21 protein-coding genes and 2 riboswitches are annotated in these 25,744 nt (G+C 74.9%); of the genes, 12 read left to right on the top strand and 9 right to left on the bottom strand.

What is annotated here, in order from left to right; all coding sequences use genetic code 11:
* Positions 1-50: 50 nt before the first annotated feature.
* Positions 51-1,367, top strand: a complete 1,317-nt coding sequence (locus tag ACI6PP_RS08775) for an HNH endonuclease signature motif containing protein (protein WP_421110881.1) — start codon at positions 51-53, stop codon at positions 1,365-1,367.
* Positions 1,368-1,396: 29 nt separating this feature from the next.
* Here ACI6PP_RS08775 and cobF read toward each other — a convergent pair whose 3' ends face one another.
* From cobF to ACI6PP_RS08760, 3 genes are all read right to left on the bottom strand, one after another.
* Complete coding sequence (gene cobF, locus ACI6PP_RS08770) at positions 1,397-2,203, bottom strand: precorrin-6A synthase (deacetylating) (RefSeq protein ID WP_421110879.1); 807 nt, start codon at positions 2,201-2,203, stop codon at positions 1,397-1,399.
* Positions 2,200-5,841: a cobaltochelatase subunit CobN gene (cobN, locus tag ACI6PP_RS08765; protein WP_421110877.1), complete on the bottom strand. Its 3,642-nt coding sequence runs from the start codon at positions 5,839-5,841 to the stop codon at positions 2,200-2,202. The genes cobF and cobN overlap by 4 nt, the downstream gene beginning before the upstream one ends.
* A gap of 58 nt (positions 5,842-5,899) precedes the next feature.
* Positions 5,900-5,976, bottom strand: a riboswitch (cobalamin riboswitch).
* Between the two features lie 22 nt (positions 5,977-5,998).
* The gene (locus tag ACI6PP_RS08760; RefSeq protein WP_421110876.1) at positions 5,999-7,207 is read right to left on the bottom strand and encodes an MFS transporter; all 1,209 of its coding nucleotides are present in this window, start codon (positions 7,205-7,207) and stop codon (positions 5,999-6,001) included.
* Positions 7,208-7,265: 58 nt separating this feature from the next.
* On the opposite strand from ACI6PP_RS08760, the gene ACI6PP_RS08755 reads away from it, so the two are divergent.
* The 3 genes from ACI6PP_RS08755 to ACI6PP_RS08745 all read left to right on the top strand — a co-directional run bounded on the left by ACI6PP_RS08755 (position 7,266) and on the right by ACI6PP_RS08745 (position 10,762).
* Positions 7,266-8,249, top strand: a complete 984-nt coding sequence (locus ACI6PP_RS08755) for an ArsR/SmtB family transcription factor (protein ID WP_421110874.1) — start codon at positions 7,266-7,268, stop codon at positions 8,247-8,249.
* An 83-nt stretch (positions 8,250-8,332) separates the two neighbouring features.
* Positions 8,333-9,655: a haloacid dehalogenase-like hydrolase gene (locus ACI6PP_RS08750; RefSeq protein WP_421110873.1), complete on the top strand. Its 1,323-nt coding sequence runs from the start codon at positions 8,333-8,335 to the stop codon at positions 9,653-9,655.
* A gap of 69 nt (positions 9,656-9,724) precedes the next feature.
* Entirely contained in the window at positions 9,725-10,762 is a 1,038-nt protein-coding gene (locus ACI6PP_RS08745; RefSeq protein WP_421110871.1) for an ABC transporter substrate-binding protein, read from the top strand.
* A gap of 84 nt (positions 10,763-10,846) precedes the next feature.
* On the opposite strand, the gene ACI6PP_RS08740 is transcribed toward ACI6PP_RS08745, so the two are convergent.
* Together ACI6PP_RS08740 and ACI6PP_RS08735 are read right to left on the bottom strand one after the other, a co-directional pair.
* Positions 10,847-11,338: a hypothetical protein gene (locus ACI6PP_RS08740; protein WP_421110869.1), complete on the bottom strand. Its 492-nt coding sequence runs from the start codon at positions 11,336-11,338 to the stop codon at positions 10,847-10,849.
* A 3-nt stretch (positions 11,339-11,341) separates the two neighbouring features.
* Positions 11,342-11,953 carry a CDP-alcohol phosphatidyltransferase family protein gene (locus tag ACI6PP_RS08735; protein WP_421110867.1) on the bottom strand — a complete coding sequence of 204 codons (612 nt, stop codon included), beginning with the start codon at positions 11,951-11,953 and terminating at the stop codon, positions 11,342-11,344.
* An 81-nt stretch (positions 11,954-12,034) separates the two neighbouring features.
* Between ACI6PP_RS08735 and ACI6PP_RS08730 the strand changes: the two genes are divergently transcribed.
* Genes ACI6PP_RS08730 through ACI6PP_RS08720 form a run of 3 tightly spaced genes read left to right on the top strand, consistent with a single transcriptional unit; the run spans position 12,035 to position 15,209 of the window.
* Complete coding sequence (locus tag ACI6PP_RS08730; protein ID WP_421110865.1) at positions 12,035-12,937, top strand: nitrite reductase; 903 nt, start codon at positions 12,035-12,037, stop codon at positions 12,935-12,937.
* On the top strand, positions 12,934-13,680 hold the full coding sequence (locus ACI6PP_RS08725; protein ID WP_476712927.1) for a precorrin-8X methylmutase: 747 nt from the start codon (positions 12,934-12,936) through the stop codon (positions 13,678-13,680). Before ACI6PP_RS08730 ends, ACI6PP_RS08725 begins: the two co-directional genes overlap by 4 nt.
* Complete coding sequence (locus ACI6PP_RS08720) at positions 13,677-15,209, top strand: precorrin-2 C(20)-methyltransferase (protein ID WP_421110863.1); 1,533 nt, start codon at positions 13,677-13,679, stop codon at positions 15,207-15,209. The genes ACI6PP_RS08725 and ACI6PP_RS08720 overlap by 4 nt, the downstream gene beginning before the upstream one ends.
* Here ACI6PP_RS08720 and ACI6PP_RS08715 read toward each other — a convergent pair.
* From ACI6PP_RS08715 to cbiE, 4 genes are all read right to left on the bottom strand, one after another.
* Positions 15,206-15,640 carry an OsmC family peroxiredoxin gene (locus ACI6PP_RS08715; protein WP_421110861.1) on the bottom strand — a complete coding sequence of 145 codons (435 nt, stop codon included), beginning with the start codon at positions 15,638-15,640 and terminating at the stop codon, positions 15,206-15,208. The two genes, ACI6PP_RS08720 and ACI6PP_RS08715, sit on opposite strands and share 4 nt — an antisense overlap.
* Positions 15,641-15,721: 81 nt before the next feature.
* A complete protein-coding gene (locus ACI6PP_RS08710) occupies positions 15,722-16,276 on the bottom strand; it encodes a hypothetical protein (protein WP_421110859.1) in 555 nt (184 codons plus the stop codon).
* Between the two features lie 138 nt (positions 16,277-16,414).
* Positions 16,415-17,182, bottom strand: a complete 768-nt coding sequence (gene cobM / locus ACI6PP_RS08705) for a precorrin-4 C(11)-methyltransferase (RefSeq protein WP_421110857.1) — start codon at positions 17,180-17,182, stop codon at positions 16,415-16,417.
* Positions 17,179-18,387: a precorrin-6y C5,15-methyltransferase (decarboxylating) subunit CbiE gene (gene cbiE / locus ACI6PP_RS08700; RefSeq protein WP_421110855.1), complete on the bottom strand. Its 1,209-nt coding sequence runs from the start codon at positions 18,385-18,387 to the stop codon at positions 17,179-17,181. Before cbiE ends, cobM begins: the two co-directional genes overlap by 4 nt.
* A 79-nt stretch (positions 18,388-18,466) precedes the next feature.
* A riboswitch (cobalamin riboswitch) is annotated at positions 18,467-18,625 on the top strand.
* 46 nt (positions 18,626-18,671) lie between these two features.
* On the opposite strand from cbiE, the gene bluB reads away from it, so the two are divergent.
* The 5 genes from bluB to cobA are packed head-to-tail and all read left to right on the top strand — an operon-like array spanning position 18,672 to position 25,596.
* Positions 18,672-19,334, top strand: a complete 663-nt coding sequence (bluB, locus tag ACI6PP_RS08695; RefSeq protein ID WP_421110853.1) for a 5,6-dimethylbenzimidazole synthase — start codon at positions 18,672-18,674, stop codon at positions 19,332-19,334.
* Complete coding sequence (locus tag ACI6PP_RS08690) at positions 19,331-21,406, top strand: VWA domain-containing protein (protein WP_421110851.1); 2,076 nt, start codon at positions 19,331-19,333, stop codon at positions 21,404-21,406. The genes bluB and ACI6PP_RS08690 overlap by 4 nt, the downstream gene beginning before the upstream one ends.
* Positions 21,406-22,020 (top strand): cob(I)yrinic acid a,c-diamide adenosyltransferase, encoded by a 615-nt coding sequence (cobO, locus tag ACI6PP_RS08685; protein ID WP_421110849.1) that lies wholly within the window; start codon positions 21,406-21,408, stop codon positions 22,018-22,020. Before ACI6PP_RS08690 ends, cobO begins: the two co-directional genes overlap by 1 nt.
* Entirely contained in the window at positions 22,014-24,515 is a 2,502-nt protein-coding gene (locus ACI6PP_RS08680; RefSeq protein ID WP_421110847.1) for a bifunctional hydrogenobyrinic acid a,c-diamide synthase/histidinol phosphate aminotransferase CobBC, read from the top strand. Before cobO ends, ACI6PP_RS08680 begins: the two co-directional genes overlap by 7 nt.
* The gene (gene cobA, locus ACI6PP_RS08675) at positions 24,508-25,596 is read left to right on the top strand and encodes a uroporphyrinogen-III C-methyltransferase (protein WP_421110845.1); all 1,089 of its coding nucleotides are present in this window, start codon (positions 24,508-24,510) and stop codon (positions 25,594-25,596) included. The genes ACI6PP_RS08680 and cobA overlap by 8 nt, the downstream gene beginning before the upstream one ends.
* Positions 25,597-25,744 lie beyond the last annotated feature (148 nt).

Below are 25,744 nucleotides of genomic sequence, written 5' to 3'. Positions count from 1 at the left end.
CCGCGTCCACACCGTTGCGAACACGTGTTCGACTGCCGTAAAATGAGTCCATGACGGTCGCCGCTCTCCCGCTCACCGAGCACCCCGCGTTCGCGGTGCTCGCGGCGGTCGAGAGCGCCCTCGCCGACGGTGACCTGTCGGTCTACGACGGGCTGTCGGTCGAGGACGCGACGCAGCTCGCGGCCCGGTGGAACCGGGTCGGCGCGCAGGTGTCGGCACACGCCACCGCGGCCACCCGGGCCGTCCACCACTCGGGTGCGGCGGAGAAGGCCGGCGCCACGTCCACCGGATCGCTGCTCGCGAGCCAGTTCGGCGGCGACCGGAGCGCCGCCGCCCGCGACGTCCACCTGGGCGAGGATCTCGAGAAGGCCAGCACCACCGAGAACGCCCTCGCCAAGGGTCAGGTGACCAAGGAGCAGGCCAGGCTCATCGCCCGCACCGTCACCCGGCTCCCCGACGACGTGCCCGCGGCCACCCGCCAGAAGTGCGAGCAGGCCCTCATCGACGACGCCAGGACGCTGACCATGCGGGACCTGCAACACCGCGCCGACCGGATCACCGACGTCTTCAAGCCCGCCCCCGAGGTCGACGCCGACGAGGGCCGGATCGTCCGCGACCGCGAACGCATCGCGTACGCGCGCACCGAGCTCTGGATGCAGGACCAGGCCGACAGCACCTGGACCGGAGGATTCCGCCTCCCCGAGGCCCAGGCCGGGATGCTCAAGCACGCCCTCGACCGGTTCACCGCCCCACGCCGCCGGCACCTCGACCACGGGCAGGCCGCCGAGGACCTCACGTACTCCCAGCGCCAGGGCAGGGCGTTCGTGGCGCTGGTCGAGCACCTGCCCACCGACGGCCTCCCCGACTCCGGTGGGTCCGGGCTCGTCGTCACCGTCAACATCGACCTCGACACCCTCGTCGAAGGCGTGGGGGTCGGGACGACGTCCACCGGGCAGCGCATGTCAGCCGGCGAGGTCCGCCGCGCCGCCTGCCGGGCCGGGATCATTCCCCAGGTCCTCGGCGGTGCGTCCCTCCCGCTCGACCTGGGCCGCACCCAGAGACTGTTCAACCGGGCCCAACGGATCGCCCTGGCCCACCGCGACGGCGGCTGCGCGTTCCCCGAATGCGACCGACTACCCTCGTGGACAGAAGCCCACCACGCCAGAGAACCCTGGTCACACGGCGGCAGCACGGACCTGGACGACGGGGTCCTGCTGTGCCCGTTCCATCATCGGACGGTGCACGACGACGGGTGGTCGATCACCTTCGACACCGACGACAGACGGCCGGCGTTCGTCCCACCCGCGCGCCTCGACCCGTACCGGAGACCGAGGACCAGCAGGAGGTACCGACCGAGACGGACGTGAGTGTGGTCGCTGTGGCGCTCCGCGCAGGCTCAGCCGCGGCGGCGCAGGAGGTAGGTGTCCATCACCCAGCCGTGCCGGGCCTTGACGCGGTCGCGCTCGGCGACCACCTCGTCGGCCACCTCGGCCAGCGGGCCGGCGACCAGGGCCTCACCGGGGGTGCCGAGGTTGGCGCCCCACCACAGGTCCCACTCGCCGTGCGCTTCGTCGAGCAGCGCGGCGGCGGAGAAGTCGCGGTTGAGGACGACCAGGATGGCCTCGCGTCCGGCGTCCACCTCGGCCATCAGCTGACGGCCCGTCGTGACGGTCAGCGGCGCGCCCACGTCGTTGAGGACGATCCGGTGACGCGCGGCGAGCAGCTGCAGGGCGCTGATGCCGGGCACCACGTCCCAGTCGGGCACGACGTGGCCGCGCTCGGCCATCCGGCCGACGATGCGGATCGTCGAGTCGTAGAAGGCCGGGTCGCCCCACACCAGGAAGCCGACGGTCTCGCCGTCGGCCACGTCGTCGGCGAGCACCCGCTCGTACGCCTCCACACGGGCCTCGTGCCACTCGGCGACGGCGCGCTCGTAGGCGGCGGGGTCGTCGTCGACGCGCGTCGAGCGGTCGCGCTTCGGGTCCTCGACGTACGTCACCCGGTGCGGGTGGGTGACGTGGCGGCGCAGCACCTCCTCGCGCAGCGCGACGAGGTCGTCGGTGGCGCCGCCGTCACCGCGGCGCTTGTCGGCGACCACGAACACGTCGACCTCGTCGAGCGCGCTCACCGCCTCGATGGTCACCTGGTCGGGGTGGCCGGCACCGATGCCGACCACCCGGACCCTGCGGCGGACCGGGCTCACTGCTCGTCGCGGTCCTCGAGATCGCCCTCGACGTCGAGGTACAGCTGCTGCAGCTGCGACATCGTCTCGGGCTCCGGCTCGGCCCACAGGCCGCGGTCGGCGGCCTCGGTGAGGCGCTCGATCATGCCGCGCAGCGCCCACGGGTTCGCGTGCCGCAGGAACGCCTGGTTGGTCTCGTCCAGCGCGTACGTCTGCGCGAGCTGCTCGTACATGTGGTCGCCGACGACGCCGGTGGTGGCGTCGTAGCCGAACATGTAGTCGACGGTCGCGGCCAGCTCGAACGCGCCCTTGTAGCCGTGCTTGCGCATGGCGGCGATCCAGCGCGGGTTGACCACGCGGGCGCGGAAGATGCGCGACGTCTCCTGCTCCAGCGTGCGGGTGCGCACCGCGTCCGGGGTGGTCGAGTCGCCGATGTACGCCTTGGGCGCGGTGCCCGTCAGCGCGCGCACCGTGGCGACCATGCCGCCGTGGTACTGGAAGTAGTCGTCGGAGTCGATGATGTCGTGCTCACGGGTGTCGGTGTTCTTGGCCGCCACCGCGATCCGCCGGTAGTTCGAGCGCATGTCGTCCGACGCGGCGACGCCGTCGAGGTCGCGGCCGTACGCGAAGCCGCCCCACGCCGTGTAGACCTCGGCGAGGTCGGCGTCGTCGCGCCAGTTGCCCGACTCCATCAGCGGCAGGATGCCCGCGCCGTACGCGCCGGGCTTTGACCCGAAGACGCGGGTGGTGGCGCGGCGCTCGTCGCCGTGCTCGGCGAGGTCGGCCTGCGCGTGGGCGCGGACGTAGTTCTGGTCCTCGGGCTCGTCGAGCGACGCGACGAGCCGCACCGCGTCGTCGAGCATCGTGACGACGTGCGGGAACGCGTCGCGGAAGAAGCCCGAGATGCGCACGGTGACGTCGATGCGCGGACGACCGAGGTCCTCCAGCGGCACCACCTGCAGGTCGGTGACGCGTCGCGACGCCTCGTCCCAGACCGGCTGGACGCCGAGCAGCGCCAGCACCTCGCCGACGTCGTCGCCGCTGGTGCGCATCGCCGAGGTGCCCCAGACCGACAGGCCCACCGAGCGCGGGTGGGCGCCGGTCTCCTCGACGAAGCGCTGCACGAGCGAGGCGGCCATGGCCGCGCCGGTGTCGTAGGCCAGGCGCGACGGCACGGCCTTGGGGTCGACGGTGTAGAAGTTGCGACCCGTCGGCAGCACGTTGACCAGGCCGCGCAGCGGCGACCCGGAGGGGCCGGCGGGGATGAAGCCGCCGTCGAGAGCGTGCAGCACGTTGTCGAGCTCGTCGGTGGTGCGCTCGAGGCGCGGGACGACCTCGCGGGCGGCGAACTCGAGCACCTGCTGGACGACGGGGTCGGCCTGGCCGAGACGCTCGGCGACGACGGTGGCCGCGGCGGGCACCGTCCAGCCGGCGTCCTCCATGCCCTGGACGAGGCCGCGGGCCCGCTCCTCGATCGCGTCGATGGCGTGCAGGCCCTCGCCGGTGTCGTTCTCCTTGAGGCCGAGCGCCGAGCGCAGGCCCGGCAGCGCGCCGGCCTGGCCGCTCCACACCTGCGACGCGCGCAGGATGGCGAGCACCAGGTTGACGCGCGCCTCGCCCGCGGGCGGGGCGCCGAGCACGTGCAGGCCGTCGCGGATCTGCATGTCCTTGATCTCGCAGAGCCAGCCGTCGATGTGCAGGATGAAGTCGTCGAACTCGGCGTCGTGCGGACGGTCGTCCAGGCCGAGGTCGTGGTCGAGCTTGGCCGCCTGGATGAGCGTCCAGATCTGCTGGCGGACGGCCGGCAGCTTGGCCGGGTCCATCGCGGCGATGTTGGCGTGCTCGTCGAGCAGCTGCTCGAGGCGGGCGATGTCGCCGTACGTCTCGGCGCGCGCCATGGGCGGCACCAGGTGGTCGACGACGGTGGCGTGCGCGCGTCGCTTGGCCTGGGCGCCCTCGCCCGGGTCGTTGACGAGGAAGGGGTAGATCAGCGGCATGTCGCCGATGGCGGCGTCGGTGGCGCACGACGCCGAGAGCGCGGCGTTCTTGCCCGGCAGCCACTCCATCGAGCCGTGCTTGCCGAGGTGCACGACGGCGTGCGCGCCGAACGACTCCTCGAGCCAGCGGTAGGCAGCGAGGTAGTGGTGCGAGGGCGCCATGTCGGGGTCGTGGTAGATCGCGACGGGGTTCTCGCCGAAGCCGCGGGGCGGCTGGATGAGGACGACGACGTTGCCGGCGCGGAGCGTCGCGATGACGATCTCGTCGTCGTCGTTGACGAAGAGCTTGCCGGGGGCGGGGCCCCAGGCCTCCTCCATCGCGTCCGTCAGCTCGGCGGGCAGGTGCGCGATCCAGCGGCGGTAGTCCGCGGCCGGGATGCGCACGGTGCTCGTGGAGAGCTGGGCGTGCGTCAGCCACTCCTCGTCCTGGCCGCCGGCCGCGATGAGCGCGTGGATGAGGGCGTTGCCGGACGTCGTGTCGGGCTCCTCGCCCTCGACGACGGGCAGCGGGTCGAGGCCGGGCAGCTCGCCGGGGCCGCCGAGGTCGTAGCCGGCGTCGCGCATGCGGCGCATCAGGCGGATGGCGCTGACGGGGGTGTCGAGGCCGACCGCGTTGCCGATGCGGGCGTGCTTGGTGGGGTACGCCGACAGCATCAGCGCGACCTTGCGCTCCGAGGCGGGCACCTTGCGCAGGCGGGCGTGCGAGGCGGCGATGCCGGCGAGGCGCTCGCAGCGCTCGGCATCGGCCACGTAGTGCGGCAGGCCGTCCTCGTCGGTCTCCTTGAAGCTGAACGGCACGGTGATGATGCGGCCGTCGAACTCCGGGATGGCGATCTGGTTGGCCGAGTCGAGCGGCGAGAGGCCGTCGTCGGACTCGGCCCACTCCTCGCGCGACCAGGTCAGGCACAGGCCCTGCAGGATCGGGATGTCGAGCGCGGCCATGGCGCCGACGTCCCACGCCTCGTCCTCCTCGCCGGCGCTGGCGGTGGCCGGACGCGAGCCGCCTGCCGCGAGCACGGTGACGACGAGCGCGTCGAGCGTGCCGAGGGCCTCGAGCAGGTCGGGGCTCGCGGTGCGCAGCGAGGACGAGTGCAGCGGCAGGCCGACGGCGTCGCCCGTCGCGTCGATCGCGTCGGCCAGGGAGTGCGCGAACGCGTCGTTGCCGCTGGTGGCGTGGGCGCGGTAGAACAGCACGCCGATGCGGGCGCGGCGGTCGGCGTCGTCGACGTCGGGGCGGTCGAGCCAGCCCCAGGTGGGCATGGTGGCCGGCGGGTCGAAGCCCTCTCCGGTGAGCAGCACGGTGTCGGAGACGAACCGGTGCAGCTGCGCGAGGTTGCCCGGGCCGCTCTCGGCCAGGTAGCGGTGCGCCTCGGCGGCGACGCCGATCGGCACCGTCGACTGCTCCATCAGCTCGGCGGACGGCTGCTGCTCGCCGCCGACGACGACCATCGGCTTGCCGGTCGCGCGGATGCGCGCGAAGCCCGAGCAGAGGTCGTCCGGCGTGCCGAGGATGCGGGCGACGACGACGTCGGCGGCCTCGATGGCGGCGGCCATCTCCTGGTGACCCGGACGGCCGGGGTTGGCGAGCAGCCAGTCGGCGCCGCTGGCGCGGGCGGCCAGCAGGTCGGTGTCGGACGTGGACAGCAGGGCGATGCGTGCCATGGGGCGATGTGCTCCTTGCCGGGGTTCGCGCCCCGTCGACGGTGGGAGACGTCGCGTTCAGTGTCTGGCTGGTCCGTCGCCGGTGGCGACGGCGTCACAGTGGCGGAACCGCCCCGGACTCGCACCGGGTTCCTGGGGACACGACGTGCCTCGCAGCCTACGTCGTCAGGCGGTGGACGACGACCGGCTGGTCCTGCCGGCTCCGACGGAGCCCCGGCACGAGCGACACGGTGACGACGACGGACGCCGCGGCCATCACCCCGATCGCGAGGCCCGCCGCGTGCGCGTCGGCCCCGAGCAGCGTGGCCACGCCGCCGGCGAGCAGCGCGCCCACGCCCTGCATCGCCATCAGGCCGAGGCCGTTCAGCCCCAGCACGTGACCGCGGACGTCGGCGGCGGTGCGCGTCACCAGCCGCTCCTGCAGCGGCAGGCCGGCGCAGTACCCGACGGACGCGAGCGCCGCGAGCCCGCACGCGACGGGCAGCGGCGGCTGCAGGAGGAACAGCAGCCAGGGCAGGGCCAGCAGCAGGCGTGCCGGCTCGACGAGACGGTCACGGACGTGGGGCGGCACCAGCCGTCCCATCACGACGTCGCCGGTGAGCATGCCGAGCGCGGTGGCCGAGAACAGGTAGCCCGCGCCGGTGCCGGCGTACGGCACGATCAGTGCCTCGCAGCCGACGACGAGGCCGTTGGGCACCCACAGCGCGAGCAGCACCGGCCGCAGCACCGGCGAGCCGAGGACGAGCCGGTTGACCGCCCGGCTCCGCCGCACGGCCCGCCCGGTGGCGCGTGGCGGTCGGTCGCGCAGACCGAGTCGTACCAGGACGACGGCGAGCGCGGCGCACCCCGCCGCGGCGAGGAACAGCTCGCTCGTCGACAACCCGCCCAGCAGGACCCCGCCCGTGGCGAACCCGACCACCTGCATGACGCCGATCGAGATGTTGAGCGTCGCCCGGCCGAACACGAACGACCCGTCGGGCAGGACGTCGGCCACGAGCGCGATGGCGCTGCCGCCGACCGCCGACAGGACCACCCACGGCACCACCAGCAGCACGACCCGCGCGGCGAACGGGAGTCCGGGGATCGCCTGGGCGGCGAACGCGGCGGTGTTGACGGCCGAGGAGAACGTGATCGCCGAGCGCGGACGCCACAGGTCGGCCAACGAGAGCAGCAGCGGCGCGGCCAGCACACGCACCAGCGGGCCGCCGAACATCACGAACGCGGTGACCAGCGGCGACCCGGTCTCGGCGTACGCGAGCGTGCCCAGGGCCAGGCTGCCCGCCGACGCCGCGGCCACGTTGAGGGACGTCGACCCGAAGATCACGCGGAACTCACGCACCGAGAACAGCTCGCGGTAGGTCCTCACCGGACGATCCTGGGCCGCGCCGACTTACACCGTCTAATGTTTCGGGTGGAGGCGAAACATGGGCTACTGGCAGGTGCCGGCCGACGTGCTGGCGCAGAGCCGGTTCGCCGTCTCCCCGCTCGCCGAGGTGGTCTGCGCGCTCGCCTCCCTCACCCACCCACGAGGTCCCGAGCAGCGCGCCTTCGCCGCGGCGCACGGTGCGGCCTTCGACGGGTGGCTCGAGGAGAACCCGGTGGCGCACGACCTCGCCCGGTCGAGCTTCCGTCCGTCCTCGCCGGGGCTCACGGGATGGATCGCGGACTACCTCGCGCGCCCGCCGACGTCCCCCGACCCGACGATCGACGACGAGCTCGAGCCCCTGCTCGGGACCTCCGACGACGCCCTGCGCGACGACCTGCGGGAGACGACCCGCCGGGAGCTGCCCGCGTCGCTGCACGGCCCGGGGCTCGGCGGGGTGGCGCACGGGCTCGCCCGGTGGCTGTGGGACCACACCGTCGCGAGCGACTGGCCGCGACGGCGACGGCTGCTGCGCGCCGACGTCGTCGCGCGGACCGCCCAGCTCGCGGGCCACGGCTGGGCGTCGGTGCTGCGCGACCTCGGCCCCGACCGGGAGTGGGAAGGCGGCGGGATGCTCCGGATCAACCGGTACGACCGCCCGACCCGCACCCTCCCCGAGGGCGCCCGCCTGCTGCTCGTGCCGACCAGCGACGGCCGGTGGGTCGGCTGGGACGACGGCGAGCCCCCGACCTATGCCGTCTACTACCCGCTCGCGGGGCGGCTCGCGGACGTGGCGCCGTCCGGCCCCCGCGGCCTCACGCCGTTGCTCGGCGCGAACCGGGCGCTCGTCCTGTCGCTCCTCGACGCGCCGCACAGCACGAGCCAGCTCGCCGCCCTCACCGGCCTGTCGCTGGCGTCGACGAGCGGCCACCTCGGCGTCCTCCTCGGCGCCGGGCTCGTCGTCCGGCGGCGGTCGGGCCGCGAGGTCCTGTACTGGCGCACCGCGCTCGGCGACGGGCTCGTCGCGTCGGGCGGCAACGGGTAGTTGCGACCTGCGTCACACCCTGGCACTGTCGCAGGGCCGGGCCGCACCCGCCCGACCCGCCTGCCGAAGGGTCACCAGGTCCCATGAACCGTCGCCTCCTGTCCGCTGCCACGATCGGCCTGGCGCTCGTCACCGCCGTGGCCACCACCTCGCTGCCGGCGAGCGCCACGAGCACGACGACGCGCGCGTCGTCGTCCGCCCGCGCCTCGGCCCGCTGCCCGCAGCTGCGCCTGACCGACCAGTGGTACGGCACCACGGGCAAGCGCCTGCAGAAGGTGATCGACCGCGTCGGGAGGTGCAAGGGATCGCCGGGACGCGGGGTGCGTCCCGTCGCGGTCTTCGACTGGGACAACACGATGATGAAGAACGACATCAGCGACCAGACGACGTTCTGGCTGCTGCGGAGGTCGCTGCTGCGCCAGCCCGCCGGCAAGGACTGGAGCACCACCAGCCGCTGGATGACCCCGGCCGCGGCGAAGGCCCTGCGCACCGCGTGCGGCCCGATCGCGAAGCCGGGCAGGCGGCTGTCGACGGGGAAGAAGGACGCGCAGTCCGTGGCCTGCGCCGACGAGATCCTCTCGATGCGGCTCGACCAGGAGACCACCGGCGGTCAGCCCGGGTTCGCCGGCGACTACGACCACCGCCGGATGAACGCCGGCTACGCCTGGATGGCTCAGCTGATGGCCGGACGCACGCCCGCGCAGGTGCGCAAGATCGCCGCGGACGCGCGACGCGTCGCGCTCCGGGCGAAGGTCGGCGACACCTGGCGCGTCGGCAGCACCACCCAGATCAAGTGGACCCGGTACTACCGGCCGATGAAGGACCTCGTCCGCACCCTGAAGCGGGCCGGCATCGAGCCGTGGGTGATCTCGGCGTCGCCCGAGCTCTGGGCGGACGTGTGGGGACCTGGCATCGGCGTGCCGCGCAAGCACGTCGTCGGCATCCGGACCCAGGTGAAGGACGGCCGGGTCGTCGGCCACCTGCTGGGCTGCGGCGGGTACGCCGACGGCAGCGACCAGATCATGCCGTTCGTCGAGGGCAAGCGGTGCTGGATCAACCAGGAGATCCGCGGCATCCAGGGACGCGCAGCACTGCGTCTGGCCCCGGCGAGGGTGCGGCCGGTGATCGCGGCGGGCGACGCGTCCACCGACGTCACGATGGTCGCCGACGCCACCCGCGCGCACGTCGTCCTCAACCGCAACGGCGCCGAGATCATGTGCCAGGCGTACGCGAACCAGGACGGGAAGTGGCTCGTCACGCCGATGTTCATCCAGCCGCTGCCGCAGATGCCCGGCCGCTACCCCTGCTCCACCACGGGGCGGGAGAGGCGCGACGGCTCGCTCGGGCCCGTGCGCGGACTGGACGGCCGGATCATCCCCGACCAGCGGGACACCGTCTTCGGCTGACGGCTGGACAGCGACACCTCGACTCCTAGTAAGGTCAGGCAACCCTTACTGACCGCCCAGGAGTCCGTCGTGCCCGTCCCCCCGTCCGCCGCCCTGTCCCGCCGTGCCCTGCTCGCGGGTGCCGCCGCCCTCGCGCTCACCGCGTGCGGCGCGAGCGGCTCGTCCGACGACGCCTCGCCCGCCGCGACGTCCGACGGCACCTTCCCCGTCGAGATCACCCACAAGTTCGGCACCATCACGATCCCCTCGGAGCCCCGGCGCGTCGTCGTCGCCGGCCTGACCGAGCAGGACGTCCTGCTGCAGCTCGGCGTCGTCCCGATCGCCACGACCGAGTGGTACGGCGAGCAGCCCGATGCGGTCTGGCCCTGGGCGACCGAGCTGCTCGACGGGGCGAAGCCGACCGTCCTCAGCCAGACCGACGGCCTGCAGTTCGAGAAGATCGCGTCGCTGGAGCCCGACCTGATCGTGGCCGTCAACGGCGGCCTCGAGGAGGCCGACTACGACAAGCTCGCCGCGATCGCGCCGACCCTCGCCGGCGCCAAGGGCACCCCGCAGTACTTCTCGCCGTGGGACGACCAGACGGTCCTGGTGGCCACCGCGCTCGGCAGGAAGGCCGAGGGCGAGAAGCTCGTCGCCGACGTGAAGGCGCAGTACGCCGAGATCGCGAAGGCCCACCCGGACTGGGACGGCAAGACCGCGACGTTCGCCCAGGGCGCGCCGTACGAGGGGGTGCTGTACGTCTACCAGAACGGCCTGAGCACCGACTTCCTCACGATGATGGGCTTCACCATCACCGCGGGCCTGGAGGAGTACTCCCCCGCCGCCGGTGAGCAGGCGCAGATCTCGGCGGAGAACCTCGACGAGATCGAGGCCGACGTCGTCCTGTTCGCCACCGAGGAGCAGGACAACTTCACGGCGCTGAGGTCGCTGGAGACCTACGCGTCGCTGCCCGCCGTGGCGGAGAAGCGCGCCGTCTACACCGACGCGACCCTCGCCGGCGCCATCTACTTCATGACCCCCCTGTCCCTTGCGTACGTCGCCGACCGCCTGCCCCCGCTGCTCGAGAAGGCCGTCGCGGGCGAGTCGCCGCAGGAGCTGCAGGGCTGACCCCGTCCGACCCAGGAGTTGTCGGTGCCTCAGGGGCCTACAGCCCCTTGAGGCACCGACAACTCCCGGGACGAGGGGGACGACTCAGCTGCGGTGGGCGAGGACGAACGGGTAGACGACCACCAGGAAGCGGGCGATGCGGCCCACCAGGCAGCAGATCGCGAAGTCGAGGCGACGGTTGCGCGCCGCCCCGGCGAGGACGGCGACGGCCAGCAGCGGCGGGATGCCGACGGACGCCGACAGCAGGACGACGCCGTTGGAGCGCCAGCGTCCGTGCATGGCGGCCAGGCAGCGGTCGCTCCACTCGGCCAGCCTCCGTCGCCAGCGGGGCAGCTCCTCGCGGGGCTTCTTCGGCTTGTCCTTGCGCCACTCCCGGCCCCGGCGCGCGGCCTCGAACAGGATGATCTTGCCGATGGTCTGCCCCACGCCGACGAACACCGCGGCGACGTAGGCCAGCGCGGCGGGCGACGCGGCGGCCGTCACGGCCAGCGCGGCCTCGGCGTTGACGACGGGCACCAGCGCCGACAGCACACCGGTGCCGACGGACGCCGCGACGACGCCGAGCCACTCCAGCACGGTCTACGCGGCCGCGGCGTCCTCGGCGGTGACGAGCCGCAGCACCGCCCGGGCCGTCCAGATCTTGATCGCGAGCTGGACGATCGCGATGGCCAGCGCGACGGGCAGCGAGCCCGCGGCGACGGCCAGCACGAGCGCCATCGTGTTGATCGTCTTGATCGGCACCGACCAGTTCCAGCGCCAGATGGTGCGGTCGACCTCGTAGAAGTAGTTCGGGCTGACGATCGGCCAGCGCAGGAAGCACAGCGACAGCACCGAGTCGAGCACCATGAACTGCAGGAAGTAGATGAGCAGCGCGGGCGCGAGCTCGGGCCGCAGCATCAGCAGGCCGGAGATCAGCACGGCGCAGCACGCGCGGTCGCTGAGGATGTCGAAGACGGCGCCGAGGCGCGTCTCGTGCCCGAACCAGCGGGCGACGTTGCCGTCGAGCGAGTCGCCCACCCAGTACACCGCGTAGGCGACCGCGAGCAGCACCCACGACTCCTGCATGATCCCGGCGAAGCCGATGGTGATCGCGGCGACGGTGCGCACGCCGGTGATGTAGTTGGCCGCGGTGTTGACCGGCGCGCCACCCCACGTGAGACGGGGTCGTGCCGTGGTGGCGCTGGAGGTCATGCCGCCACGGTAGACCGCACCCCGCCCGGGCCGCCGAGGAGCACGCCGGGAGGCCTCGAACGGCTGTGCGACCATGACGACGTGCTGCGGACGAGGACCGACCGGTGCCCGGGCGTGCTCCGACCCTGGCCCGCCGACGACGGCGCCCTCGTGCGCCTCCGGCTTCCCGGCGGACGGCTCTCGGTCGCCCAGCTCGAGGCGCTCGCCGAGCTCGCCGAGGTGCACGCCGACGGGTACCTGCACCTGACGTCGCGCGCCAACGTCCAGCTGCGCGGCGTCCACACCGACGACGACGGCGCCCCCGTCGCGACGTTCGTCGACGCGCTGCGCGACGCCGGCCTGCTGCCGTCACCGGCGCACGACCTCGTCCGCAACCTCGCCTGCTCCCCGCTGACGGGCTACCGCGGCGGGCTGGTCGACCTGCGCCACACGCTCGCCGACCTCGACGCACGCCTGCTCGCCACGCCCGCCCTGGCCGGCCTGCCCGGCAAGTTCCTGCTCGCGCTCGACGACGGACGCCTCGACGTCGCCGTCGACGGCGCCGACCTCACCGCCGTCGTGCTCGACGCGACCACCGCCCGCGTCGTCGTCGGCGACCTCGACGCGGGCACCGTCCGGCTGACGGCGGTGGTCGAGACGCTCGTCGGGCTCGCCCACGCGTTCCTCGCCGCCCGCGGCGACGGCGACGACGCCCCGTGGCACGTCGCCGAGCTGCCCGAGCGCGGCCGCGAGCTGGTCGGCGACCGTCCCGCCTGGGACCGCCCGGCCGGCCGCGATCCTGTCGAGACCGGCCTGCACCCCCAGGACGACGGCGGCCACTACCTCTGCCTGGGCGTCCCCGGCGCCGCGCTGACGTCCGACGCGGCCCGCCGCGTGGCGTCCGTCGCGGGCGTCGAGGTCGTCCTGACCCCCGACCGCGGGCTCGTCCTGCCGTCCCTGCCCGAGCCCGAGACCGCGCGCGACGCGCTGGAGGACCTGCGGTGACCCGCTCCACCACCGACCACCCCACGCCGGCCGAGACGGCGATGACCGGGGCGGCGCCCGTCGGCGCCGTGCCCACGGGCGCGACGCCCGGCGTCGAGCCGGTCCGTCCGACCCGCCGCTACGACTACGTGCCGCACGGCGCCGACATCTACGAGGCGTCGTTCGCGATGATCCGCGCCGAGTCCGACCTGTCGGGCGTGCCCGCGTCGGCCGAGAAGGTCGCCGTCCGGATGATCCACGCGTGCGGCCAGGTGGACCTCGCGCCCGACCTGCTGGTCCACCCCGACCTGGTGCCCGCCGCCCGCGACGCCCTGCAGTCCGGCGCGCCCGTCCTCACCGACGCCAACATGGTCGCCTCGGGCGTCACCCGCGCCCGGCTCCCGCTCGACAACGACGTCGTCTGCACGCTGCGCGACGAGCGCGTCCCCGACCTCGCCCGCGCCTGGGGCACGACGCGGTCCGCCGCCGCCGTGTCGCTGTGGGCCGACCGGCTCGAGGGGGCCGTCGTCGCGATCGGCAACGCCCCCACCGCGCTGTTCCACCTGCTCGAGCTGCTCGCCGACGGTGCGCCGCGTCCTGCGGCGATCATCGGCGTGCCCGTCGGGTTCATCGGCGCCGCGGAGTCCAAGGAGGCGCTCGCCGCCTTCGCGCCGGCCGTCCCGTACCTCGCGGTGCGCGGGCGTCGCGGCGGCTCGGCGATGGCCGCGGGCGCCGTCAACGCGATCGCGCAGGAGCGCGAGTGAGCGGCCGGCTGTTCGGCGTCGGGGTGGGTCCCGGCGACCCGGGCCTGGTGACGCTGCGCGCCGCCGAGCTGGTGCGCGGTGCCGACGTCGTCGCCTACCACTCCGGCACGCACCGCTCGTCGATCGCGCGGAGCATCGCCGACGCGGCCGGGCTGCTGCACGACGGGCAGGTCGAGGAGAACCTCGTCTACCCCGTCACCACCGGCACCACCGACCACCCCGGCGGGTACGCCGGCGCGATGGCCGACTTCTACACCGAGTGCGCCGACCGGCTCGACACGCACCTCGCCGCGGGGCGGACCGTCGTCGTCCTCGCCGAGGGCGACCCGCTGTTCTACGGCTCCTACATGTACCTGCACGACCGGCTGTCCGACCGCTACGAGACGCACGTCGTCCCGGGCGTGACGTCGGTGTCCGCGGCGTCGGCGGCCGTCGCGTCGCCGCTGGTGCGCCAGACCGACGTGCTGACGATCCTGCCGGGCACGCTGCCCGAGCCCGAGCTGGCGCGACGCCTGGCCGACACCGAGGGCGCCGTCATCATGAAGCTCGGACGGACGTTCGCCGCTGTCCGCCGCGCCCTGGCGGCGGCCGGGCGGCTCGACGAGGCGCTGTACGTGGAGCGCGCGTCGACCGACCGCGAGGTGACGCGGCGCGCCGCCGACGTCGACCCCGACACCGTCCCGTACTTCTCGATCGTGCTGGTCCCGGGCGACACCGCCCCGCAGCGCACGCGCTACGAGACCGACGCCTCGGACGCCGAGACGGCCACCGGCGCCGAGCCGGCCGAGGTGCTCGTGGTGGGCCTCGGCCCCGGCCCGGACCGCTGGGTGACGCCCGAGGTGACCGAGGCGCTCGCGGGCGTCGGCCACGTCGTCGGGTACGCGCCGTACGTCGATCGCGTGCCGCAGCGCGAGGGTCTCGTCCGGCACTCGTCGGGCAACTCCGTCGAGGTCGACCGCGCCCGGCTGGCCCTCGACCTCGCCCGCTCCGGCGAGCGGGTGGCCGTCGTGTCCGGTGGCGACGCGGGGGTGTTCGGCATGGCGTCGGCGGTCTACGAGGCGCTCGACGTCGCGGTGGCCGAGGACGCGGGCTACGCCTCGGTGGCCGTGCGCGTGCTGCCCGGCGTCTCGGCGGTGCAGGCCGTCGCGGCCCGTGCTGGTGCCCCGGTGGGCGGCGACTTCGCCGTGATGAGCCTGTCGGACCGGCTCAAGCCCTGGTCGCTGATCGAGCGCCGCCTGCGCGCCGTCGCCGAGGCCGACCTCGCGCTCGCCGTCTACAACCCCGCGTCGCGCTCGCGCACCACGCAGGTGGCCGACATGCAGCGCGTGCTGCTCGAGGTGCACGACCCGTCCGTGGTCGTGGTCGTCGGACGCGACGTGGGCCGCGCCGAGGAGTCGCTCACCGTCACGACGCTCGGCGACCTCGACCCGTCGACCATCGACATGAAGTGCCTGCTCGTGGTCGGCTCGTCCACCACGCGCGTCGGGCCCACCGGCGCGGCGTGGACGCCGCGGTCGACCCCGGTCTAGAGGACCTCGAGCTCCACCGGGACGCCGCCGAGCGCGCGGCCGACGGGGCACTGCTCCTTGGCCTGGCGGGCCGCCTCGCCGATCCCCGCAGCCTCCAGGCCGGGCACGACGGCGCGGACCGTCAGCGTGATGCCGGTGATGCCGAAGTCGACGTCGGGGCCGCCCTGGGTGACCTGGGCGCTGACGTCGATCGACTCCGGCGGGGTGCCGCCGAAGGTGAGGATCGCCGACAGCTGCATGGCGTAGCAGGCGGCGTGGGCCGCGCCGAGGAGCTCCTCGGGGCCGGTGCCGTCGGGGGTGTCCGAGGCCCGCCGGTCGAGGCTGAACCCCAGCTCGGCGGCGCCGGAGGTCGCCAGCGTGACGGCGCCCTCGCCGTCGGGGAGCGATCCGGTCCACCGTGCTCGTGCCTCGCGCATCGCCACCGGGCTCACCTGTCTGCTCGTGCCCTCCGCGACCCGGCGGGCTCCGTGGTGATCGTCCCGCCGGGCGCCCGGAGCGGCAACCCGGGGACCTCAGGCGGGTGGGACGAGACCCTGCGCGACCTGGCGGACGTGGCCCGCATTGGACCCGTAGTCGACGAGCGTGGCGCGCAGGCGCGGGCGGCTGGCCACCTCGACGAGCGCGGCGTGGGGCCCGTCGGGGTGGACGGTGACCGTGACGACGTCGCCCCAGCTCCACCAGCTCGGGCGGGTCGTCGCGCTCAGCGTCCCGGCGCGCGGGTCCTCGGCGGCGGTCGCGCCGGTGACGTGCCACAGCACGCTGCGCGCCTGCTGGACCACCTGCTCGACGGGGCGCTCGACGCGCATCCGGTGCGTCGGCCGGGTGCCCACCGAGAGGGGGATGCCGGTGGCGTCGCGGCGCAGCTTGTCGGCGACGAGGGTGACGGCCGTCAGCACGACCCCGAACGCGACGCCGACCGCGGCGCCGAGGACGAGGCCGGTGCGCCACGCGTTCTCGGGCGCCCTGCCGGTGAGGTCGACCAGGGCGTACACCAGGCCCATCACCACGCCGAACGGCACCGCCGTCCAGACGAACAGCTTGAGGGCTCGGACGGCGCGGGGCGGCATGCGTCCATCCTCCCGGACCCCTGGTCGCGCCGCGGCCGAACCGCGGCGCCCGGCGGTGGGTATGGCCCCACTTTCGTGCCGATCCTGGGGGCACACCCACCGCTGGGCCGCTGACGTGGTGCCGTACCCACCGCCGGGTCAGGAGGGGCGGGGGCGGGCCGGGTCGTAGAGGTGGGAGCCGCGGACGTCGACGGACTGGCCGACGGCCTGCGCGGACTCCAGCGCGCGACCCACCAGGATCACGGCGGCCTGCCGCAGGCCGGCCTCCTCGACGGCGTCGGCGATGTCGGCGAGCGTCCCGACGAGGACCAGCTCGCCCGGCTGGGACGCGCGGTGCACCACGACGACGGGGCAGTCGGCGCCGTACTCAGGGACGAGGTCGTCCACGAGCACGCGGATGCGGGTGATGGCGAGGTGGAGGGCGAGGGTGGCGCGGGTCGCGGCCAGCTGCGGGAGCGCCTCGGTGGCCGGCATCCTCGTCGACCGCGCCTGCGTGCGGGTGAGGACGACGGTCTGCGCCACCTCGGGCACGGTCAGCTCGGCGCCGACGAGGGCGGCGGCCGCGGCGTAGGCGGGGACGCCGGGCGTCACGTCCCAGGGCACGCCGGCGAGGTCGAGGCGGCGGGCCTGCTCGGTCATCGCGGAGTAGACCGACGGGTCGCCCGAGCAGAGGCGGACGACGTCCTGGCCGGCCTCGTGAGCCGAGACCAGCGTGGCGGTGATCTGGTCGAGGTCGAGGTGCTGGGTGTCGACGAGCGTGGCGTCGTCGGGGCACAGCGCGAGCACCTCGGGGTCGACGTACGTGCCCGCGTAGACGCAGACGGGCGTCGAGCCGAGCAGCCGGGCGGCGCGGACGGTGAGGAGGTCGGCGGCCCCGGGGCCCGCGCCGACGAAGTGGACGGTCACGCCCTCATGCTCCACTGCACCACCGCGCGCGCCGGGGCCCACCCGGTGAACCCGCCGATCGCGTCGGCGTGCTCCACCGACAGCCGGGTCAGCTCCCCGCCGTGCTCGACGTACGCCCGGTGCAGCCGCGCCTCGGTCTCCAGCGTGACGCCGTGCGCCACCAGCCGACCGCCCGGACGCAGCGCCGCGACGCACGCCTCGAGCAGCCCGTCGACGGTCGCGCCGCCGCCGACGAAGACGGCGTCGGGTGCGGGCAGCCCGGCCAGGGCGTCGGGCGCGCGACCGGTCACCACCTGCAGCGCGGGGACGCCGAGCGCCGACGCGTTGCGGGCGATCCGCTCGGCGCGGACGGGGTCGCCCTCGACGGCGACGGCCCGGTTGCGGGGGTGCGCCCGCATCCACTCGATGCCGAGCGACCCGGCGCCCGCGCCGACGTCCCACAGCAGCTCGCCCGGCGTCGGGGCGAGCCGGGCCAGGGCGGACGCGCGGACGTCGCGCTTGGTCAGCTGGCCGTCGTGCTCGAACGCGTCGTCGGGCAGGCCGGGCAGGGACGCGTGGACGACGGCCGGGTCGTCCACCGCGCACGTCAGCGCCACGACGTTCAGCGGCGGTGAGTCGCCGTCGAGGGCGTCGGCGCGGGCGTGGTCGGTGCGCGACTCCGCGGGCCCGGCGAGGTCGCCCAGCACCGTCATCGCGCTGGCGCCGTACCCGAGGCGTGTCAGCAGGTCGGCGACGACGGCGGGCGTCGACCCGTCGGACGACAGCAGCAGCAACCGGCGTCCGGGCGCCACCCAGCGGGACAGCACGGACGGGTCGCGGCCCACGAGCGTCACCACGTCGTACGTCTCTGACGGCCAGCCCATCCGCGCGCCGGCGAGGGCGGCGGACGACACGTGCGGGTGCACGACGACGCCGGCGGTGCCCAGCAGGTCGACGAGCGTCGCGCCGATGCCCGAGACGAACGGGTCGCCGGACGCGAGCGCGACGACGGCCCTGCCCTCGGTCGAGGCGAGCAGCGCGGGGAGTCCCTCGCGCAGCGGCGACGGCCACGCCTCGCGCCGCTGACCGGCGACGTCGGGGACGAGCGCCAGGTGCCGGGCGCCGCCGAGCAGCACGTCGGCGTGGAGGACGAGTGCCTGCGGACCCGGCGCCAGGCCCTCCCAGCCGTCCGCACCGATCCCGACGACGTGCACGAGCGGGGCCATGGCCCGCAACCCTAGGCCGTGGACGGGCTCGCGAGCAGCCCCGGTCCCGGGTCTACGATGAGGGCGGCAGCACGACCGAGGTGCCCCGTCAGGGGATAATCGGGAAGCCGGTGGGAGTCCGGCACAGGCCCGCTGCGGTGACCTGGGAGCCGCCGACCGGCGCGAGAGCGCAGCCACTGGGACGAGAGCCCCGGGAAGGCGGTCGGTGGGTGACGATCAGGAAGTCCGAAGACCGGCCCCGGGACGCTGCCACCGAACCGTCCACGACAGCGGGAGCCTGTTCAGTGATCGGCACCACCCACCTCTCCACGGACCTCTACGACGTCATCGGCAGGCGCCGCGACGTCCGCGCGGAGTTCTCCGGCGAGCCGCTCGACGACGACGTGCTGATGCGCGTCCTCGGCGCTGCCCACCAGGCGCCGAGCGTCGGGCTCACCCAGCCGTGGGACTTCGTCGTCGTCCGCGACCCCGCCACCCGCGGGACGTTCGCCGACCACGTCGTCCAGCAGCGCACCGCGTACGCCGACTCGCTCGACGACGACCGCGCCACCACGTTCGCGCCGATCAAGGTCGAGGGCGTCCGCGAGTCGAGCGCCGGCGTCGTCGTGACGTACGACCCCACGCGCGGCGGTCCGTCGCCGCTCGGGCGCCACACCATCGCCGACACCGGCCTGTACTCGACGTGCCTGGCCATCCAGAACCTCTGGCTCGCCGCCACCGCCGAGGGCCTCGGCGTCGGGTGGGTGTCGTTCTACCGCGAGCCGTTCCTGTCCTCCCTCGTCGGGCTGCCCACGCACGTCCGCCCCGTCGCGTGGCTGTGCATCGGCCCGGTCGAGCAGCTGCAGGAGACCCCCGACCTGCTCCGGCACGGCTGGCGCGAGCGCCGTCCGCTGGGTCACGCCGTCCACGCCGAGCGCTGGACCCGACGCCCGGAGGCGACCCGATGAACCGCTTCCCGTTCACCGCCGTCGTCGGCGCCGACGACATGGCCCTCGCCCTGACGCTGTCGGCCGTCTCTCCGGCCATCGGCGGCGTGCTCGTGCGCGGCGAGAAGGGCACCGCCAAGTCGACGATGGTCCGCGCGCTGCCCGACCTGCTGCCGCCCATCGACGTGATCACCGCCGACCGGTTCTCCAGCGACCCGGCCGACCCGTCGCCCCTCAGCCCCGACGGCCCGTTCGCCGCCGACGCCCCGACGTCGACGCGCGCCGTGCGCCTCGTCGAGCTGCCCGTCGGCGCCACCGAGGACCGCGTGCTCGGCTCGATCCACCTGGAGAAGGCCCTGACGAGCGGCGTCAGCGAGTACGAGCCCGGCCTGCTCGCCGCCGCGCACCGCGGGATCCTCTACGTCGACGAGGTCAACCTGCTGCACGACCACCTCGTCGACCTCCTGCTCGACGCCGCCGCGATGGGCCGCTCGACGGTCGAGCGCGACGGCGTCTCGGTGAGCCACGCCGCCCAGTTCGTGCTCGTCGGGACGATGAACCCCGAGGAGGGCGAGCTGCGCCCGCAGCTGCTCGACCGCTTCGGCCTCACCGTCGAGGTGGCCGCGCCGCGCGACCCGTCGGTCCGCGTCGAGGTCGTCCGCCGCCGCCTGGCCTACGAGCAGGACCCCACCGCCTTCACCGCCCGCTACGCCGGCGCCGAGCGCGAGCTCGGTGAGCGGATCGCCACGGCGCAGGCGGTCCTCGACGACGTCGAGCTCGGCCTCGACGTGCTCACCAAGATCGCCGAGGTCTGCGCGGCGTTCGAGGTCGACGGCATGCGCGCCGACATCGTCACCGCGCGCACCGCCGTCGCCCACGCCGCCTGGCAGGGACGCCTCGCCGTCACCCGCGCCGACGTCCGCGCCGCCGCACGACTGGCGATCCCGCACCGCCGCCGCCGCAACCCGTTCGACGCCCCGGGCATCGACGAGGACCTCCTCGACGCGATCCTCGGCGACGACGAGCCCGAGCCCGACCCGCCGTCGCCCGCGCCGGACGACGAGCCCGGCGGCGACGCCGACGACGACCAGCCCGAGCAGGCCGACGCTCCCCCGCATCAGCCGGGCGAGGCACCGCCGGAGACCACCGAGCCCACCGACCAGCCGCCGAACCAGACCGCCGAGGCCGAGCAGGAGCCCGCCCCCGAGCCCGAGCCGGAGCCGCAGGGCGACCAGCAGGGCGGGCAGTCGCCGACGAGCGTCGTCGCACCCCAGGAGGCGTACCGCACCCGCCTGTTCCAGGTGCCCGGCGCAGGCGCCGGCGAGGCCGGACGACGCTCGCGCGCCCTCACCACCAGCGGACGCACCGTCGGCGCGCGCCGCCCCGACGGCGAGCCCGGCGCGATCCACCTGCTCGAGACGATCCGCGCGGCCGCGCCGCACCAGCGCTCGCGGGGCGCCTCCGGCCCGGGCCTGTCCCTGCGGGGCGGTGACCTGCGCCTGGCGGTCAAGGAGGGACGCGAGTCCAACCTCGTGCTGCTGTGCGTCGACGCGTCCGGCTCGATGGCCGCGCGTCGCCGGATGGAGCAGGTCAAGACCGCCGTCCTGTCGCTGCTGCTCGACGCGTACCAGCGCCGCGACAAGGTGGGCCTGGTGACGTTCCGCGGTCAGGGAGCCGCGCTCGACCTGCCGCCCACGGGCTCGGTCGAGATCGCCGCCGCCCGCCTGCGCGAGCTGCCCGCCGGTGGACGCACGCCGCTCGCCGAGGGCCTGTGGACCGCCAGCGAGACTCTGCGCCTGGAGCGCATCCGCGACCCCCGGCGCCGCCCGCTCCTCGTGGTGGTCACCGACGGCCGCGCCACCGCGGGCGCCGACGCCGTCGGCCGCTCGCGGCAGATGGCCGACCACCTTGCCGCGCAGGGCGTCGCCAGCATGGTCGTCGACTGCGAGACCGGCCGGTTCCGGATGGGGCTGGCCAGGACGCTGTCGGACCACCTCCAGGCCGCGTACGTCCCCCTCGGCGAGATCGCCGCCGAGCAGCTCGCCGCCGTCGTCCGCCAGGGCGCCGACGCCGTCGCAGGAAGGGCCGCCTGATGCCCCAGGGAGTCCCCACCACCGTCCCGGACGACGGCCTCACCACCAAGCAGCGCCGCAACCGGCCGCTCGTGATCGTCCACACCGGCGACGGCAAGGGCAAGAGCACCGCCGCGTTCGGCCTCGCGCTGCGCCACTGGAACCAGGGCTGGCCGGTCGGGGTGTTCCAGTTCGTCAAGTCCGCCAAGTGGCGCATCGGCGAGCAGACCGCCGTCGAGACCCTCGCCGACCTGCACGAGCGCGAGGGCGTCGGCGGGCCGATGGAGTGGCACAAGATGGGCGCCGGGTGGTCGTGGTCGCGCAAGGACGGCGACGAGACCGACCACGCCGCCGACGCGCTCGCGGGCTGGCAGGAGATCAAGCGCCGCCTCGCCGCCGAGACGCACCGGATGTACGTGCTCGACGAGTTCACCTACCCGATCAACTGGGGCTGGATCGACGTCGACGACGTGGTCGAGACGCTCGCGAACCGCCCCGGGCAGCAGCACGTCGTCATCACCGGACGCCGGGCCGACCCCAAGATCGTCGAGCTCGCCGACCTCGTCACCGAGATGACGCAGGTCAAGCACCCCTTCGAGCAGGGCCAGAAGGGCCAGCGGGGGATCGAGTGGTGACCCCGCTCCCCCGTGTCGTCGTCGCCGCGCCCGCGTCGGGCCACGGCAAGACCACCGTCGCCACCGGGCTGATGGCCGCGCTGCGCCGCGCCGGCCACGAGGTCAGCGGCCACAAGGTGGGCCCGGACTACATCGACCCCGGCTACCACGCGCTCGCCACCGGCCGTCCCGGCCGCAACCTCGACCCGCACATGGTGGGCGAGCAGCGGCTCGTCCCGCTGCTGCTCCACGGCGCCGCGACGCCCAGGCAGGCCGACGTCGCCGTGGTCGAGGGCGTCATGGGCCTGTTCGACGGCGCGCTCGGACGCGAGGGGTTCGCGTCCACCGCCCACGTCGCCGGGCTCATCCAGGCGCCGGTGGTCCTGGTCGTCGACGTGTCGTCGGCGTCGCGCTCGATCGCCGCGGTCGTGCACGGCATGGCGACGTTCGACCCGCGCGTGCGCATCGCGGGCGTCATCCTCAACAAGGTCGGCTCGCCCCGCCACGGTGCCGAGGTGGTCTCGGCGCTCGAGGCCACCGGCGTCCCGGTGCTCGGCGTGCTCGCGCGCGACGACGGCGTCAGCGCGCCGTCGCGCCACCTCGGTCTGGTGCCCGCCGCCGAGCGCGGCGACGCCGCCGCGGCCCTCGACCGGCTCGCCGCCCAGGTGGCCGAGCACGTCGACCTCGCCGAGGTGCTGCGCATCGCCCGCTCCGCCCCCGACCTCGACGCCGAGCCGTGGTCGGCCGCCGAGGCCGTCGGACGCGAGCAGACCTCCGGCGGCGAGGCACCGCTCGTCGCGGTGGCCGGCGGTCGCGCGTTCACGTTCCGCTACGCCGAGACCACCGAGCTGCTGCACGCCGCCGGCCTGCGCACCGCGTACGTCGACCCCACCACCGACGAGGCCCTGCCCCCCGGCACCGCGGGCATCTACCTGGGCGGTGGCTTCCCCGAGGTGCACGCCGCCGGGCTCAGCGCCAACGAGCCGCTGCGCCACGCACTGCGCGAGGCCGTGCGTCGCGGCGTGCCCACGGTCGGCGAGTGCGCCGGCCTGCTGTACCTGACGCGCTCGGTCGACGGCGCGTCCATGGTGGGCGCGATCGACGCCACCGCCGTGATGACGCCGCGCCTGACGCTCGGCTACCGCACCGCCGTCGCACCGGCCGACACGCTGCTCGCCCCCGCGGGCGGACGCATCACCGGCCACGAGTTCCACCGCACGACCGTCGACCCGCCCCACGACTCCGCCGACGGCGCGAGCGCCGCGTGGATCGTCGACGGCAGGCAGCACGGGTTCAGCGCCGACCCCGCCGGCACCGGCAGCCCCACGCTGCACGCGGCCTACCTGCACACCCACTGGGCCGGCCACCCCCGCTCGGCCACCCGGTTCGCCGACGCCGTCCACGCCGCCGTCGCCGACGGACGCGTCGCGACGTCGACCGTCGCGCCCCGTCCCGCACCGGCGCGCGTCGGGCCCGACCTGCACCACCACGGCGACTCCGACCAGGGCTCCGGGCTGACGGACTTCGCGGTCAACGTCCAGCGCCTGCCGCGTCCGGACTGGCTGGAGCGCGCCCTGGCCGACAGCATCCGCGACACGCACGAGTACCCCGACGCGTCGCAGGCCCGTCAGGCGATCGCCGACCGCCACGTCCGCCACCCCGACGAGGTGCTGCCCACGGCGGGCGGCGCCGAGGCGTTCACGCTCGTGGCGCGGATGCGTCCGTGGCGGGCGCCCGTGGTCGTGCACCCGCAGTTCACCGAGCCCGAGGCCGCGCTGCGCGCCGCGGGGCACGACGTCCGCCACGTGCTGTGCCGGCCCGAGGGCGGGTTCGCGCTGCACCCTGACGACGTGCCCGAGGACGCCGACCTGGTGATGGTGGGCAACCCGACCAACCCCACCGGCGCCCTGCACACCGCCGCCACGATCCGGCAGCTGCTGCGACCGGGACGTGTGGTCGTCGTCGACGAGGCGTTCATGGACGCCGTCAGCGGCGAGCGCCAGTCGCTCACCGCGCAGGTGGTGCCCGGGCTGCTCGTCGTCCGCAGCCTCACCAAGACCTGGTCGGTGCCCGGCGTGCGCGCCGGCTACGTCGTCGGCGAGGCGGGCCTGGTCGCCGAGCTCGCCGCCCAGCAGCCGCCGTGGTCCGTCTCGTCCAGCGCCGCCGCGACGATGCTCGCCTGCTCGACCGGCACCGCCGTCGCCGAGGCCGAGCGCCGGGCCGTCCTGGTGGCCCGCCACCGCGCCGTCCTCGTGCAGGGCCTGGCCGACCTCGGGCTCCCCGTCGCCGGCTCCCCCGCCACGCCGTTCGTGCTCGTGCGCGTCGGCGAGGGCGTCCGCGAGCGGGTGCGGGCCGAGGGCCACGCGCTGCGTCGGGGAGACTCCTTCCCGGGGCTCGGGCCGGAGTGGGTGCGCATCGCCGTCCGCGACCCCGCCACCACCCGCGAGCTGCTCGCCGCGCTCGTCCGCACCGGCGTGGAGTCGCCGACCGTCGTCAAGGAGCCGTCCCATGGCTGAGCCCCGCCGCTACGTCGTCGGCCTCGCGCTGCAGGACCGACCCGTCGTCGTGGTCGGCGCCGGCGCCCAGGCCATCGGCCACGTCGCCGCGCTGCGCGACGCCCACGCGCGCGTCACCGTCGTCGCCACCGAGGCCGTCGCGGCGATCGCCGACCTCGCCGACCGCGGCGTCGTCGCCTGGCGCCACCGCGGGTACAGCCCCGCCGACCTCGAGGGCGCACGACTCGTCGTCGCCGCCTCGGGCGACCCCGCCGTCGACGCCCAGGTGGCCAAGGACGCCGAGGACGCGGGCCTGCTCTGCGTCACCGCCGACGCGCCGTCCGCCGACGGCCTCGTCGACGCCCCCGGCGCGGCGGGCGAGGTCGTCCTCGTCGGCGGCGGCCCCGGCGACCCCGGGCTGCTGACCGTCGCGGGCCTGGAGGCGCTGCGTGCCGCGGACGTCGTCGTCTGCGACCGCCTCGCCCCGCTGGCCGCGCTCACCGGGCTCAAGGACGGCGCCGAGGTCGTCGACGTCGCCAAGATCCCGCGCGGGGAGTTCACCGCGCAGGAGCGGATCAACGAGATCCTGGTCGAGCACGCGCGCGCGGGCCGACGGGTCGTGCGGCTGAAGGGCGGCGACAACTTCGTCTTCGGTCGCGGCGGCGAGGAGCTGCAGGCGTGCGCCGCGGCAGGCATCGCCACCCGCGTCATCCCCGGCATCAGCTCGGCGCTGGCCGGCCCGGCGCTCGGCGGCATCCCCGTCACGCACCGCGGCCTGAACCAGGGCTTCACCGTCGTGTCCGGCCACGTGCCCCCCGACGACGAGCGCTGCACCGTCGACTACGGCCACCTGGCCCGCGCCGGCACCGACCTGGTGCTGCTGATGGCCGTCGCCAACCTGCCCGCGATCGCCGCGGCCCTCGTCGCCGGCGGCATGCCGGCCGACACCCCGGCCGCCATGGTGGCCGACGCGTCCCTGCCGTCGCAGCACGTCGTCCGGGCCACGCTGACGACGCTCGCCGATGCCGCGGCCGCCGAGGGTCTGCGGGCGCCGGCGATCACCGTCGTGGGCGCCGTGGCGGCCTTCGACCCGCTGGCGTGAGCCGCGCCCGGAGCCGCATGCCGGGACGCCGTGACATCGCCCGAGCCATGGGGCTACAGTGCGCTGACACCTGAGTCACGGGAAGCCGGTGAGAACCCGGCACAGTTGCGCTACTGCGATGGCCGCTCCGCGGTCGAGTCAGACCCCG

It is taken from the genome of Solicola agrisoli (assembly GCF_049059935.1).
In the GTDB taxonomy this organism is placed as follows: Bacteria; Actinomycetota; Actinomycetes; order Propionibacteriales; family Nocardioidaceae; genus JAURVT01.
Note: the sequence above shows the minus strand (reverse complement) of the source record. Positions and strands in the feature narration are given on the sequence as shown.